Here is a 14,494-nt window from a genome sequence, read left to right as displayed (position 1 = left end):
AGAATCTCGGCAATCACTTCTGAGGAGCGGCGAAGCATGAGCGGCGCACGTATGAGCGCGCTTGCGATCCTGCGCGGCCAGATCGAGCGCATTGAGACCGCGGAGGTCGTGCATCAGCACGATCGCGTCGCGCTCGGCCATCACGAGGCCGACGGCGCGTTGAAGGGCGGGCTTGCACGTGCGGCGGTCCACGAGGTGTTTTGCGAGGGGCGCCAGGGCGCGGCCGCGACGGGTTTCGTCATGGGTCTCGCGGGGCGCGTCTCGGCGCGGCGGCCGCTGCTGTGGGTGCGGCAGGATTTTTCGGAAGTGGAAGCCGGCGCGCTATCGATGAGCGGGCTCGCCGAACTCGGCCTCGATCCGCGCGGCGTGGTGATGGTGCGCGCCGCCGATGTCGAGAGCGCGCTGCGCACCTCGGCCGATGCGCTCGCCTGCGATGCGCTGGGTGCCGTCGTGCTCGAGCTCTGGGGCGATGTCAGGCAGTTCGATCTGGTGGCGAGCCGCAAGCTGACGCTGGCCGCGCAGGGCTCCGGCGTTACCGGCCTGATGCTGCGCATGGCCGCGCAGCCGCTGCCCTCGACCGCGGAAACGCGATGGATGCTGCGTGCGGCGCATTCGCCGCCGGGCTCCGCATGGGATGTCTGGGGCGCGCCGCGCTTCGATGCCGAGCTGTTGCGCAATCGTCATGGCCCGTGCGGCCGGTGGATCATGGAATGGAATTGTGATGAGTGCCAGTTCAGTGAACCGTCGACGTATCCTCAGCCTGTGGCTGCCGCGCCTGCCCATCGACCGGATCCAGCGGTTTTTCGGCAGCGCCGGGCTGGGTAAAGCCAATCATGAGCCTGATATCGTCGTCATCAAGGACAACAATGCGCTGGTGATCCATGCGCTGGACGAGGTCGCCGAGCGCCTTGGCTTGTATATCGGCCAGCCGCTCGCCAACGCGCGGGCGATGTGTCCGGACTTGCGTGTGTTCGACGCCGATACCGTGGCCGATGCGAAGACGCTCAGCGACATCGCCGACTGGTGCGACCGCTTCACGCCGCTGGTGGCGCTCGATCCGCCGCACGGGCTGTTCCTCGACATCACCGGCTGCGCGCATCTGTTCGGCGGCGAAGCCGCGCTGTTGCGGACGCTGGTCCGGGCGCTCGACCGGCAGGGCTTTGCCGTCAGCGCCGCGATTGCCGGGACCTCGGTCTGCGCGCGCACGCTGACGCGGCAGGCCACGGGAACCATCGTTGCAGATGGTGGAGAGGCGGCTGCGATCGACCAGTTTCCGGTGTCCGCACTCGGGGCGGGCGAGGCGATCACGACCGGCTTGCGCCGCGCCGGCCTGAAGACCATCGGCGATGTCGCCGCGCGCGCGCCGGGCGAGATCACCGCGCGGTTCGGCGCGCGGTTCTCCACGCTGCTCGCGCATGCGCTAGGGCAGGGCGATGCGCCGATCAGCCCGCGCAAACCGCTGCCCGATTACATCGTGGAAAAGCGCTTCGCCGAGCCGATCGCGACCGACACCATGATCGCAATGACGCTGTCGCGCCTGGCGGACACGTTGATTGCCTCGATGGAAAAGCAGGGCAAGGGCGCGCGGCGGCTGGAAGCCGCCTTCTTCCGCACCGACGGCGTGGTGCGTACGATCACGGTCGAGACCGGGCGTCCCGTGACGCGTAGCGCCGTTGTCGATCGCCTGTTCCGCGAGCGACTCGATGCCCTCGCCGATCCCCTCGATCCCGGCTTCGGCTTCGACATGGTGCGTCTGTCGGCGAGCCGCACCGAGATCGTGGTGCAGGAGCAGCGCGATCTCGACGCCCACGTCCATGACAATGACGAGCTTGCCGCGCTGATCGACCGCATCGCCGCCCGCATCGGCGGCAAGCGCGTCGTCGTGCACCTGCCGCAGGACACGCATATCCCCGAACGTGCGGTGCTGGCTGCATCGGCGCAGCATCATCTTGCCGCCGCCACGCAGGCCACATGGCCCGCGCGCACCGAGAGCGAGCCGCCGCTGCGTCCCTTGCGGCTGTTCGACAAGCCGGAGCCGATCAAGGTGCCGTTCGCGACCGTGCCGGATGGTCCGCCGCATCAATTCACCTGGCGCCGCGCGCTGCATGCGGTGGTGCGGGTGGAGGGGCCCGAGCGCATCGCGATGGAATGGTGGCAGCAGGACGGCAAGCAGCTGACGCGGGACTATTTCCGCATCGAGGATGCCGAAGGCCTGCGCTTCTGGATCTTTCGCGACGGTCTTTATGAAGGCGAGGTGTTCGACGGTGACGGCAAGCCCGCGTCTCCCGGCTGGTATGTGCACGGTCTCTTCGCATGAACAGTCCCGCTTATGCCGAGATCGGCATCACCACCAATTTTTCCTTCCTGCGCGGCGGCTCGGATCCGCGCGCCTATGTGCATCAGGCGAGCGCTTTGGAGATTCCGGTGATCGGCATTGCCGATCACAACACGCTCGCGGGCGTGGTGCGGGCCTACAAGGAACTCGACAATGACAAGGTGCTGCACAAGCCGAAACTGTTGATCGGCGCCCGCATCGTCTTCATCGACGATACGCCCGACATTCTTGTTTATCCGCGCGACCGCGCGGCCTATGGCCGGCTCTGCCAGCTTCTCACAAGGGGCAAGCGCGGCGACGACATCACGCGGATCGAGAAGGGCGAGTGCCGTCTCACCTTCGCCGATCTCCTGGAATTCTCGGAAGGCCAGCTCCTGGTGTTGACGCTGCCGCATCGTTTCGAGGCGGCGCGGGCGCTGGATGTGCTCGCAAAGCTGAAGGCGAGCCGCGCCGAGGGCGTGTGGCTGGCAGCGAGCCTGATCTATCGCGGCGACGACAGGCGTCGCCTGACGCGGCTCGATGATCTCGCGGCAAAAGCCCAAGTGCCGCTGCTTGCGACCAACGAGGTACTCTATCACCATCCCGCGCGCCGTCCCCTTCAGGACGTGCTGACCTGCATCCGGGAAAAGACCACGATCGATGCGATCGGACGGAAGCTGGAGGCCAATGCCGAGCGGTTCCTGAAGCCGCCGCGAGAAATGGTGCGGCTGTTTCGCGATTTCCCCGATGCGATCGCGGAGACCATGCGCTTTGCGGACAAGATCGACTTCTCGCTCGACCAGCTCAAATACCAATATCCCGACGAACCGGTGCCGCCGGGAAAGACCGCGCAGGGGCATCTGGAGGATCTGACTTGGGCCGGTGTCGACAAATATTTCGGCGGCAAGATCGACGACAAGCTGCGCGCGACGCTGAAGAAGGAGCTCGCGCTGATCGCCGAGCTGAAATACGCGCATTACTTCCTCACCGTGCACGATATCGTGCACTATGCACGCAGCCAGAACATCCTGTGCCAGGGGCGGGGATCGGCGGCGAACTCGGCCGTGTGCTACGTGCTCGGCATCACCTCGGTCGATCCGACCAAGGTCGATCTGTTGTTCGAGCGCTTCATCTCCAAGGAGCGACTGGAGCCGCCCGACATCGACGTCGATTTCGAGCATTCGCGGCGCGAAGAGGTGATGCAATATGTCTATCGCCGCTACGGCCGCCATCGTGCCGCGATCATCGCCACCGTCATCCATTATCGCCCGCGCAGCGCCATCCGCGACGTCGGCAAGGCGCTGGGCCTGACCGAGGACGTCACCGCCGCGCTCGCCGACACCGTCTGGGGCAGCTGGGGCAAGGGCCTCAACGACATGCAGGTCAGGCAGGCCGGGCTCGATCCGAACAATCCCATGATCAACCTCGCCGTCGAGCTTGCGACCGAGCTGATCGAATTCCCGCGCCATCTCTCCCAGCATGTCGGCGGCTACGTGCTCACCCAGGACCGGCTCGACACCTATGTGCCGATCGGCAACGCTGCGATGGACGATCGCACCTTCATCGAATGGGACAAGGACGACGTCGATGCGCTCAGCATGATGAAGGTCGACGTGCTGGCGCTCGGCATGCTGACCTGCATCCGCAAGTGTTTTGATCTGATCGATCGGCACAAGGGCGAGCGTTTTGTGCTGGCGAGTGTTCCGCAGGACGATCCCAGGGTTTACGACATGCTGTGCGCCGGGGAGTCGCTCGGCGTGTTCCAGGTCGAGAGCCGCGCACAGATGAACATGCTGCCGCGCCTGAAGCCGCGGACCTTCTACGATCTCGTCATCGAAGTCGCGATCGTGCGCCCGGGCCCGATCCAGGGCGACATGGTGCATCCCTATTTGCGGCGGCGGAACGGGCTCGAGAAGGTGAGCTATCCCTCGCCGTCGCCGGAGCATGGCGACAAGGACGAGCTCTACAAGGTGCTGCACAAGACGCTCGGCGTCCCGCTGTTCCAGGAGCAGGCGATGCGCATTGCGATCGAGGCTGCGCATTTTACGTCCGAGGAAGCCAACGGCCTGCGCCGCTCGATGGCGACCTTCCGCAATGTCGGCACCATCGGCCAATACGAGGAGAAGCTGATCGGCAATATGGTGGCGCGCGGCTACGACCCCAACTTCGCCAGGAGCTGCTTTGACCAGATCAAGGGATTTGGCTCCTACGGTTTTCCTGAGAGCCATGCCGCGAGCTTTGCGCAACTGGTCTACATTTCGTCGTGGCTGAAGCACTACCATCCCGATGCCTTCTGCTGCGGCTTGTTGAACTCGCAACCGATGGGCTTTTATGCGCCGGCGCAGATCGTCGGCGATGCCCGCAAGAACGGCGTCGAGGTTCGCGACATCGACGTGTCCTACAGCTTTGGGCAGAACACGCTGGAGGAAGGGAGCGGCAAATATTGCGCCGTGCGCCTGGGCTTTCGCCAGATCGACGGCTTTCACTGGCTCGATGAGGATGAGGAGAGGCTGAAGCGCTCTCAGCTGTCATTCCGAGATTTACCTGAAGAACTTTCCGTGATTGGGCCGGCCTTGCCGCAGGCTCCGTTCACCTCTCCCCAACGGGGAGAGGTCGATTTGCGTAGCAAATCGGGTGAGGGGGCTCAGGTCCCTCGAGAGACCGCACCCCTCACCCGCGCCTTCGGCGCGACCTCTCCCTATGGGAGAGGTGTAGCACCGCCGATGCCTCAGCAGGACTGGGCCGACCGCATCATCGCCGCCCGCAACCGCCGTCCCTTCACCTCGCTCGAGGACTTCGCCCGCGACACCGGCCTGCCCAAGCGGGCGCTGATCCTGCTGGCGGATGCCGACGCGTTCCGCTCGCTCGGGCTCGATCGCCGCGAAGCGCTGTGGCAGGTGCGGCGGCTGCCTGACGACGTGCCGCTGCCGCTGTTCGAGGCGGCGACCGCGCGCGAGCAGCCGGACGAGCACGCCGAGCCGCTGCCGGTGATGCCGCGCGCCGAGCAGGTGGTCGCGGACTACCAGACCATCCGGCTATCGCTGAAGGGCCACCCGATGGAATTCTTGCGCGAGATGTTTTCGCGCGAGCGCATCGTCGCCTGCAAGGACATCAGCCACGAGAACGAGCGGCGCCGCGTCCGCTGTGCCGGCGTGGTCCTGGTCCGGCAGCGGCCGGGCAGCGCCAGCGGCGTCGTGTTCATGACGCTGGAGGACGAAACCGGCATCGCCAATGTCGTGGTGTGGCCCAAGATCATGGAACAGTACCGCAAGGAGGTGATGGGCGCGCGCCTCATCCTGGTCGAGGGTTATATCCAGAGCAGCCCCGAAAAGGTGACGCATCTCATCGCCCAACGCATGGTCGACCGCTCGCACGATCTGATCGGCCTCGCCAACGATGCGCTCGGTCGCAAGCATCCGGTGCCGGCAGGCGCCACCGTCGTCGAGCCGCTCAACGAAGACCCCCGCGCGCTCGCGGACATGCCGGCCCAAAAAATCCGTCACCCCCGCAACGTCCGCATCCTGCCGCCCTCGCGGGATTTTCATTGAGGGAGCGCGGAGACCTGCCGCATCCTCAACTGCCGAGGGTGGGCAAAGGCGCGTAAGCGCCGTGCCCACGTTCATCGCGAAAAGTCGTGGGCACGCTTCGCTTTGCCCACCCTACAAGTACTTTTCGCCCCACGCTCAGTCGTCATACCCGCGAAAGCGGGTATCCAGTACGCCGCGGCCCCTCGGCTCAATCACAACCGTCTCTGGAATACTGGATCGCCCGGCCAAAGCCGGGCGATGACAGTGTGCCCCTCAAAAATTCACCCGGTTCGAGATCGCGCCATCCACGACGAGATTGGATCCCGTCGTGAATCCCGACACGGGGCTCGCCAGAAACACCGCCGCGCTCGCGATCTCCTGGGGCGTTGCCATGCGTCCCGTCGGGTTGCGGCTCATCGCATCCTTGTAGCGCTCGGGCATGTTCTGCTCGATCATCTCCCAGACGCCGCCCTTGAAATAGACCGTGCCGGGCGAGACCACGTTGATCCGGATCTTCTTCTTCGCATATTGCCGCGCCAGTCCCTTGGCCATGTGGATCAGCGCGGCCTTGACCGGGCCGTAGGAGCTGGCCGTGTCCGCCTGCGCCGCGGCGATCGACGAGATGATCACGAAGGCCGCATCGCCGCTGCTCGTGCCGCTGGCTTCGAGGAACGGCCGCGCGGCATCGAACGCATGCACGGCGCCGAGCACGTCGAGCCGGAAATTCTGCTCCCAGGACGCGGGATCGCCGCCTTGCGCCATCGCGCCGGCATTGGAGAACAGCATGTCGACGCCGCCGAGCTCCTTTGCAGCAGCCTCGATCCAGCCCTTCAGCGCCGCGCCGTCGGTGACGTCGACCGTGCCGCCGGTGGCGTTGATGCCGCTTGCCTTCAACTCCGCGACGGTTGCCGCAACCTGATCGGCGTTGCGCGCGCACACCGCAACATTGGCGCCTTCATCGGCCAGCGTCGCCGCAATCGCCCGCCCGATGCCGCGCGTGCCGCCGAGGACGATGGCGTTCTTGCCTTTGAGACCGAGATCCATTGTTGGCTCCTTTTGATTGATCGCAGGGACTGTAGCTGCTTCGAGAGACGCCCAGAAGCCTCCACGTCGTCATTGCGAGCCACCGGGTCCGCGCAAAGCGCGGCCCGATGACAGGCTCCGCGAAGCAATCCAGACTGCATCCGCAGCAACGGTCTGGATTGCTTCGTCGCAAGGGCTCCTCGCAATGACGCGGAGAGACCTCACTCCGGTGCCGCCCCCACGGGCGGACCGCCGGGCGGGCGGTGCAGGAAGGTCAGCGACGCATAGGCGCCGGCCCAGGAGCCGATCGCCGCGAACGCGACGTAGAGCGCGTTATCGGTGTAGCTGATCACCGCGTAGGAGGAGAGCAGGTACCAGACCGCGCTCCAGTTCGCCGCCGGCACGCGCTTGCGCGCGATCACCGCCGAGGTGAACATGACATAGACCGCGTCGGTGGCCGCCGTCGCGATGAACACGGCGCCTGCGGTGAGGGGATCGATGGCGGCCATTGCATTCCTTCTTGTGCTGATGAATGGTCGCGAAAATTAGAGCATGATCCGGAAAGGTGTGCAGCCGTTTTCCATCGCGACAGACGCGGACCGCGTTTGCGCGGAGATCATGCTCGAGCTTCAAGGGAGGGCACGGCCATGCAAAGCCCCGCCGACATTCTGAAGGATATCTGGACTTCCGCCGGCGGCGATGCGGGTCCGCTCGATCGCGTGCGGCTGACCGGCACCGAGCCACAAATCCCATGCTCGTTTCGTGTCGCCGTCGCCGGCCAGACGACGATAGCTGCCGCGGGGCTCGCCGCCGCCGAAATCTGGCGACTGCGCAGCGGCGAGGTGCAGGACGTCTCCGTCGACATGCGCCACGCCGTCGCCGAATGTCGTTCCGAGCGCTATTTGCGCGTCGACGACAAGCCGCCCCCGCCGGCCTGGGACGCGATCGCCGGCGTTTACAGGACCGGCGATGGCCGCTTCGTCCGCTGCCACACCAATTTCCCGCACCACCGCGACGCCGTCTGCGAGGTGCTCGGCTGCGCTGCGGAGCGCGAGAAGGTGCAGGCGGCGTTGATGCATTGGAAGGGGGAGGATTTCGAGACTGCGGCTTACGCCGCAGGCGGTGTCGTCGCCCTGCTGCGATCGTACGACGAATGGTCCGTCTTGCCGCAGGCGCGTGCGCTCGCGCAATTGCCGCTAGTCTCGATCGAGAGGATCGGCGAGGCGCCGCCGAAGCCGTGGCCAAAAGGCGATCGTCCGCTCTCAGGTCTTCGTGTGCTCGATCTCTCTCGCGTCATCGCGGGCCCCGTCGCCGGCCGCACGCTCGCTGCGCACGGCGCGGACGTGCTGCTGGTGTCAGGGCCGGAACTGCCCGCCATTCCCTGGCTCACCATCGACACCGGCCGCGGCAAGCTCACCACCTTCATCGAGTTGAAGAGCGAGGACGGGCGCGCGCAGTTGCGCGAACTGCTGAAGGACGCCGACATCTTCTCGCAAGGCTATCGTCCGCGTGCGCTTGCCGCTCTCGGCTTCGCGCCGGAGGACGCAGCGCAAATCAATCCCGGCATCGTCTATGTCACTTTGTCGGCCTATGGCCACACCGGCCCCTGGGCCGAGCGGCGCGGCTTCGACTCGCTGGTGCAGACGACGACCGGCTTCAATCATGCCGAAGGCCAGGCCGCCGGCATCGATGCTCCCAGGGAATTGCCGGCGCAAATCCTCGATCACGCCACCGGCTATCTGATGGCGTTCGGCGCGATGATGGCCAGGGCGCGCCAGGCCCGCGAAGGCGGCAGCTGGCACGTGCGCGTCTCGCTGGCGCAGACCGGGCGATGGTTGTGGAATCTCGGTCGGCTCGACAGCGGACTGGATACCCCGGATCTTACGGGCGAGACCGTACATGCTGCGTTCATCGAAGACATGCCATCTGGCTTCGGCAGGTTGAAGGCGGTGCGTCATTCGGCAGTGCTGTCGAAGACGCCGGTACAATGGGCCCGTCCCGCGATGCCACTCGGCAGTCACCCTGCACAATGGCCTGCACGAAGCTGACATGAAGCTGACACGTCGCAAAACTTTAACGCAAACCGCAAGAGGCTCAGCGTTTTTTAGGTTGTTTGAAATCCTAATTCGGCACTATTAGCGCGACCGATGAGGCAATCGTTTGCCGAGATCGTCGCAGACACGACCGGGCCCATGGTAGTTGAAAAGACCAAACGATCGCAGGTGCTTACAAAACGACGGGTGATCGCATCCGTAGTTCTACTTGCTCTTGCAGGTGCCGGTGCCTATGGCTTCCTTTCTTCCGGGCCAAAGCAAAAAAAGCACTCCGAGATCTCCAGCCAGTCGCGCAGGAATGCGCAGACCTTCACGCCCACGCCGTCCGAATGGGCGACGCTGACGATCGAGCCGGTCAAGGCCAAGAGCTTCCGAGCCGAGTATGTCACCGAGGGCAAGGTCGCGGTCGACGAGGACCGCTCGACGCCGGTGTTCTCGCCCTATGCGGGCCGGGTCACCAAGCTGCTGGCCAAGCCGGGCGAGATGCTGAAGCAAGGTCAACCGCTGTTTACGATCGAGGCCGCCGACACCGTGCAGGCCCAGAACGATTTCATCGCGGCGATGACCTCTCAGAACAAGGCGAAGTCGGCGCTCGAACTCTCCGACATCCAGTTCAAGCGCGCCAAGGATCTTTATGAGGGACACGCCATTCCGCTGAAGGACTATCAGCAGGCGGAAACAACCCAGGTCCAGGCGCAGAACGACATGCGCTCCTCGGCGACGGCGCTGGAAGCCGCGCGCAACAAGCTGCGCATCCTCGGCTTCACCGACGAGACCATCAAGGCGTTCCAGGACAAGGGCACGATCAATCGGGAGGTCACGATCTATTCGCCGATCTCCGGCACGGTCGTGCAGCGAAAGATCGGCCCCGGGCAGTACGTCAATTCCGGCGCCAGCGACCCGGTCTTCGTCATCGGCGATCTCTCCACGGTCTGGCTCACCGCCTTCGTGCGCGAGAGCGACGCGGCCGCGGTGTGCATCGGGCAGGACATCACCGTCAACGTGATGGCGCTGCCGGGCCGTCCGTTCACCGCCCGGATCAACTACGTCGCCGCCGCGATCGACCCCGCCACCCGCCGCCTTCTGGTTCGCGCCACCATCGACAACAAGGACGGCCTGTTGAAGCCGGAGATGTTCGCCAACGTCACGATCTATTCGGCCGGGGACCGCGCCGCGCCGGCAGTGCCGAAGCAGGCGTTGATCTACGAAGCCGACAACGTCCGCATCTGGGTCGCGCGCGAGGACAAGTCGGTCGAGCTGCGCAAGATCAGGATCGGCCTCATCAACGGCGACCTCGTCGAGGTCACCGGCAATCTCAAGCCCGGCGAGCAGATCGTCACCAAAGGCAGCCTGTTCATCGACCGTGCAGCCTCCGGCAGCTGATCGACGACCCCAAGAAATTGAAGACCTGAATGGATCGTCTCGTTGCCTTCGCCGTCGACCGGCGCTTCCTGATGGTCGGGATGTTCGCCGCCGTGCTGATCGGCGGCCTCATCGCGTTCAACCAGCTCAACATCGAGGCCTATCCCGATCCGACCCCGCCGATGGTCGACATCGTGACGCAAAGTCCGGGCCTGTCGGCGGAGGAGATCGAGCGCTACATCACGATTCCGATCGAGACCCAGGTCGCGGGTCTGAAGAATCTCACCACCATCCGCACCATCTCGCTCTACGGCCTCTCCGACGTCAAACTCCAGTTCTCCTTCGCCTACACCTATGACGAGGCGTTGCAGCAGGTGCTGAACCGCCTGGCGCAGCTCGCGCCGCTGCCGGGCAACGTGCAGCCGCAAATCTCGCCGCTCAGCCCGATCGGAGAGATCTTCCGTTACCGCCTGGTCGGCCCGCCCAATTACAGCGTGCTCGACCTCAAGACCATCCAGGACTGGATTCTCCAGCGCCGTTTCCGCGCCGTGCCCGGCGTCATCGACGTCACCGGCTGGGGCGGCAAGAGCAAGACCTACGAGCTCCAGGTCGACTTCAACAAGCTGGTCGCCAACGGCCTGACGCTGCCGCAATTGCTCCAGGCCGTCGGCAATTCAAACGTCAATGTCGGCGGCAACACCGTCGATATCGGCCAGCAATCGGCCGTGGTGCGGGGCGTCGGCCTGATCCGCTCGATCGACGACCTCGCCAACACCATGGTGGCGCAGACCGGCGGCAATCCGGTGCTGGTCAAGGACGTCGCAACCGTCACCGTCGGCCAGAAGCCGCGTCTCGGCATCGCCGGCCTCGACGAAACCGACGACATCGTGCAGGGAATCGTCCTGATGCGCCGCGGCGAACAGAGCTCGCCGACCATCAAGCGCGTCGAGCAGCTCGTTCAGCAGATCAACAACTCCACCATTCTGCCGCCGGGCGTGCGCATCGAACGCATCTACGACCGTAAGGACCTGATCGATCTCACCACCCACACCGTGCTGCACAACATGGTGGTCGGCATCCTGCTGATCGTGCTGTTGCAGTGGATATTCCTCGGCAATCTCCGCAGCGCGCTGATCGTCGGCGCCACCATTCCGTTCGCGCTGTTCTTCGCCGTGATCATCCTGGTGCTGCGCGGGGAATCGGCAAACCTGTTGTCGGTCGGCGCCATCGATTTCGGCCTGATCGTCGACGCCACCGTCATCATGGTGGAGGCGATCTTCCGCCGCCTGACGCAGACGACGCCGATCTCGGAATCCGAGCACACGTCGCCCGAGATGCTGTTCGGCATGAAGAGCCATGCCATCCTCAGCGCGGCCGCCGACGTCTCGCGCTCGATTTTCTTCGCCGCGGCGATCATCATCGCGGCCTTCCTGCCGCTGTTCACGCTGTCCGGGGTCGAGGGCAACATCTTCGGGCCGATGGCCCGCACCTATGCCTATGCGCTCGCCGGTGGGCTCCTTGCGACCTTCACCGTCACGCCGGCGCTGTCCGCGATCATCCTGCCCGCGCATGTCGAGGAAACCGAGACCAAGGTAATGCTCATCCTGCACCGGTTGTACTCGCCGCTGCTGCATTGGGCGGTCGCCAATCGCAACATCGTCCTCGGCGGTGCGGTCGGCCTCGTGCTGACGACGGTGGCGCTCAGCCGGCTGCTCGGCCTCGAATTCCTGCCGAAGCTGGAGGAGGGCAATCTCTGGATCCGTGCCACGCTGCCGCCGACCATCTCGCTCCACGAAGGCAACAGCTACGTTAACGAGATGCGCAAGTTGATCCGCGCCCGGCCGGAGGTCGAGTCCGTCGTGTCGCAGCACGGCCGTCCCGATGACGGCACCGACGCCGCCGGCTTCTTCAATGCCGAGTTCTTCGCGCCGCTCAAGCCCGTGAGCCAGTGGCCCGGCACGCACGACAAGGAAGAGCTGACCGCGCAACTGCTCAAGCAGCTCGACGACCGCTTTCCCGGCGTCGAGTTCAACTTCTCGCAATACCTCCAGGACAACGTCTCCGAAGCCGTCTCCGGCGTGAAAGGCGAGAACTCGATCAAGCTGTTCGGCAGCGACCTCCAGGCGCTGACCGACACCGCCAACAAGATCAAATCGGTGCTGGCCACCGTACAGGGCGTCACCGACCTTGCCGTGTTCACCTCGCTGGGGCAGCCGACCATCCAGATCGACATCGACCGCGCCAAGGCCGCGCGCTACGGCCTTGCGCCGGGCGACATCAACGCCACCATCAAGGTCGCAATCGGCGGCGACACCGCCGGCGACCTTTACGAGCCCGGAAGCGACCGCCACTTCCCGATCATCGTTCGCCTCGCGCCGGAATACCGCCGGAGTGCCGAGGCGATCCAGAATTTGCGGATCGGCGCGCCCGGGCCCAACGGCACCGTCACGCAGATTCCCCTGAGCGAGGTCGCCACCATCAGCCTCGTCTCCGGCGCGGCCTATATCTATCGCGAGCAGCAGGAGCGCTATCTGCCGATCAAGTTCTCGGTGCGCGAGCGCGATCTCGGCAGCGCCATCCGCGAGGCGCAGGACAAGATCGCCGAGCAGGTGCAGCTGCCGCCGGGCTCGCACATGGAGTGGGTCGGCGAGTTCGGCAATCTCCAGGACGCGATCCGGCGGCTGTCGATCGTGGTGCCGATCTCGCTGGCGCTGATCGGCGTCCTGCTCTGGTTCAATTTCGGCTCGATGACCGACACGTTGCTCGCGATGAGCGTGATTCCGATGGCGATCTTCGGCGGCGTGCTGGGCCTGCTGATCTCCGGCACGGCGTTCAGCGTCTCCGCGGCAATCGGTTTCATCGCGCTGTTCGGCATCGCCGTGATGGATGGCATCATCATCCTCTCGCAGTTCAACCAGCTCATCGAAGAGGGCATGGACCGCATGAGCGCGGTGGTCCGCACCGGCGAGCTTCAGCTCCGCCCCGTGCTGATGACCTGCGTCGTCGCGGGCGTCGGCCTGTTGCCGGCGGCGCTATCGGAAGGCATCGGCTCGCAGGTGCAGAAGCCGCTCGCGGTCGTCGTCGTCACCGGCATGATGCTGGCGCCGCTCGTGATACTGGTGACCTTGCCGGTCCTGATCTCGTTCTTTTCCCGCCGCGCGCGCTGACCGTCAGAATCCATAGAGCCGCGCCGGATTGTCGACCAGGATCCTCTTGCGCACCTCCGCATCCGGCGCCCACACCGGAAGCTGGTTGAGCAGGCGGCCGTCGTCGATCTGATAGAAAGGAGCGATGTCGGTGGGCTTGCGTCCCTCGACGCGGCTGGAATCCGGATGCGGCCAGTCGGTGCCCCAGACGATGCGGTCCGCATTGGCCGCGATCAGCGCGCGCGCATAGGGCACCATGTCCTGATAGTCGGGCGCGAGCTTCGACGAGCGATAGGCGCCGGAGATCTTCACATAGGCCTTGCCGGACTCGACGAGTGTGACCAGATCGGCAAATCCCGGCTGCTCCAGCCCAAATGAGGCCTCGAGCCCGCCGAAATGGTCGAACACGGCGGGCACGGGCGATGCCAGCACGAGATCCTTGATCGCCGAGATCATCGCCGGCGTCGTGTAGAGCTGCACATGCCAGCCGCGCGCCTTCATGCGCTCGACAGCCGTGGTGAAGCGGGCGCGGCCGACATTGGGATCGTTGATGCTCCCGGTCGCCAGATTGATGCGGATGCCGCGGAAGCCTTGCACCTGCATGGCATCGAGCTCCGCTTCCGTGGTCTTGTCGTCGATCACGGCGACCCCGCGCGCGGTCGCGCCACGCGCCTTCATGCCGAACAAGGTGGAGGAATTGTCAGTGCCGTAGACGCTCGGCGTCACGATCACCACGCGCTCGACATGCAGCGCCTTGTGCAGCGCCGCCATTTCGTCGGGGCTCGCAGGCTCCGGCGTATAGACGCGCCCGGCGAAGAACGGAAACCTTTCAGGATCGCCGTGAATGTGGGTGTGGCAGTCGCAGGCATGCGCCGGGATGTCGAAATTGATCGGCGTTGCGGGTTGCGCCGCACGGGCGCGGGCTTTTCTGGTCATGGCTACTCCGGCGGCAAGGGAGGCAAGCAGGATGCTGCGTCGGTTGAGCATGGCTTCCCTCGTTCTTTGGAAATGCGGCTAGGACGGTATCAGATCCGCCGGGGCAGCTGCTGCGCCTGGCTGCATAGCTGC

At 65.1% G+C, this 14,494-nt stretch carries 9 protein-coding genes; 6 read left to right on the top strand and 3 right to left on the bottom strand.

All coding sequences use genetic code 11. The features are described from left to right. Positions 1-36 precede the first annotated feature (36 nt). From XH96_RS27365 to XH96_RS27355, 3 genes are read left to right on the top strand one after another with little or no spacing between them, the layout of a single operon-like run. On the top strand, positions 37-825 hold the full coding sequence (locus tag XH96_RS27365) for an ImuA family protein (RefSeq protein ID WP_194388501.1): 789 nt from the start codon (positions 37-39) through the stop codon (positions 823-825). Continuing rightward, positions 722-2,317: a DNA polymerase Y family protein gene (locus XH96_RS27360; RefSeq protein ID WP_194388500.1), complete on the top strand. Its 1,596-nt coding sequence runs from the start codon at positions 722-724 to the stop codon at positions 2,315-2,317. The genes XH96_RS27365 and XH96_RS27360 overlap by 104 nt, the downstream gene beginning before the upstream one ends. Further along, positions 2,314-5,862, top strand: a complete 3,549-nt coding sequence (locus tag XH96_RS27355; RefSeq protein WP_194388499.1) for an error-prone DNA polymerase — start codon at positions 2,314-2,316, stop codon at positions 5,860-5,862. The genes XH96_RS27360 and XH96_RS27355 overlap by 4 nt, the downstream gene beginning before the upstream one ends. A gap of 252 nt (positions 5,863-6,114) precedes the next feature. On the opposite strand, the gene XH96_RS27350 is transcribed toward XH96_RS27355, so the two are convergent. Next, positions 6,115-6,885: an SDR family NAD(P)-dependent oxidoreductase gene (locus tag XH96_RS27350; RefSeq protein ID WP_194388498.1), complete on the bottom strand. Its 771-nt coding sequence runs from the start codon at positions 6,883-6,885 to the stop codon at positions 6,115-6,117. Positions 6,886-7,085: 200 nt separating this feature from the next. Continuing rightward, on the bottom strand, positions 7,086-7,373 hold the full coding sequence (locus XH96_RS27345; protein ID WP_061878054.1) for a hypothetical protein: 288 nt from the start codon (positions 7,371-7,373) through the stop codon (positions 7,086-7,088). Between the two features lie 138 nt (positions 7,374-7,511). Here XH96_RS27345 and XH96_RS27340 point away from each other — a divergent pair, with 138 nt between their 5' ends. The 3 genes from XH96_RS27340 (at position 7,512) to XH96_RS27330 (ending at position 13,447) form a co-directional block, all read left to right on the top strand. Then, the gene (locus tag XH96_RS27340; protein WP_194388497.1) at positions 7,512-8,912 is read left to right on the top strand and encodes a CoA transferase; all 1,401 of its coding nucleotides are present in this window, start codon (positions 7,512-7,514) and stop codon (positions 8,910-8,912) included. Between the two features lie 144 nt (positions 8,913-9,056). After that, entirely contained in the window at positions 9,057-10,301 is a 1,245-nt protein-coding gene (locus tag XH96_RS27335) for an efflux RND transporter periplasmic adaptor subunit (RefSeq protein WP_194388496.1), read from the top strand. A 29-nt stretch (positions 10,302-10,330) separates the two neighbouring features. Beyond that, positions 10,331-13,447: an efflux RND transporter permease subunit gene (locus tag XH96_RS27330; RefSeq protein WP_194388495.1), complete on the top strand. Its 3,117-nt coding sequence runs from the start codon at positions 10,331-10,333 to the stop codon at positions 13,445-13,447. 3 nt (positions 13,448-13,450) lie between these two features. On the opposite strand, the gene XH96_RS27325 is transcribed toward XH96_RS27330, so the two are convergent. Beyond that, positions 13,451-14,413, bottom strand: a complete 963-nt coding sequence (locus XH96_RS27325) for an amidohydrolase family protein (RefSeq protein ID WP_194388494.1) — start codon at positions 14,411-14,413, stop codon at positions 13,451-13,453. Positions 14,414-14,494 lie beyond the last annotated feature (81 nt).

This window comes from Bradyrhizobium sp. CCBAU 51765 (genome assembly GCF_015291725.1).
Taxonomy (GTDB): domain Bacteria; phylum Pseudomonadota; class Alphaproteobacteria; order Rhizobiales; family Xanthobacteraceae; genus Bradyrhizobium; species Bradyrhizobium liaoningense.
Note: the sequence above shows the minus strand (reverse complement) of the source record. Positions and strands in the feature narration are given on the sequence as shown.

Bases quoted from the DNA above. Each gene is read 5' to 3' on its own strand.
- XH96_RS27365 (WP_194388501.1), top strand. From the start codon at position 37: ATGAGCGGCGCACGTATGAGCGCGCTTGCGATCCTGCGCGGCCAGATC.
- XH96_RS27360 (WP_194388500.1), top strand. From the start codon at position 722: ATGAGTGCCAGTTCAGTGAACCGTCGACGTATCCTCAGCCTGTGGCTG.
- XH96_RS27355 (WP_194388499.1), top strand. From the start codon at position 2,314: ATGAACAGTCCCGCTTATGCCGAGATCGGCATCACCACCAATTTTTCC.
- XH96_RS27350 (WP_194388498.1), bottom strand. From the start codon at position 6,885: ATGGATCTCGGTCTCAAAGGCAAGAACGCCATCGTCCTCGGCGGCACG.
- XH96_RS27345 (WP_061878054.1), bottom strand. From the start codon at position 7,373: ATGGCCGCCATCGATCCCCTCACCGCAGGCGCCGTGTTCATCGCGACG.
- XH96_RS27340 (WP_194388497.1), top strand. From the start codon at position 7,512: ATGCAAAGCCCCGCCGACATTCTGAAGGATATCTGGACTTCCGCCGGC.
- XH96_RS27335 (WP_194388496.1), top strand. From the start codon at position 9,057: ATGGTAGTTGAAAAGACCAAACGATCGCAGGTGCTTACAAAACGACGG.
- XH96_RS27330 (WP_194388495.1), top strand. From the start codon at position 10,331: ATGGATCGTCTCGTTGCCTTCGCCGTCGACCGGCGCTTCCTGATGGTC.
- XH96_RS27325 (WP_194388494.1), bottom strand. From the start codon at position 14,413: ATGCTCAACCGACGCAGCATCCTGCTTGCCTCCCTTGCCGCCGGAGTA.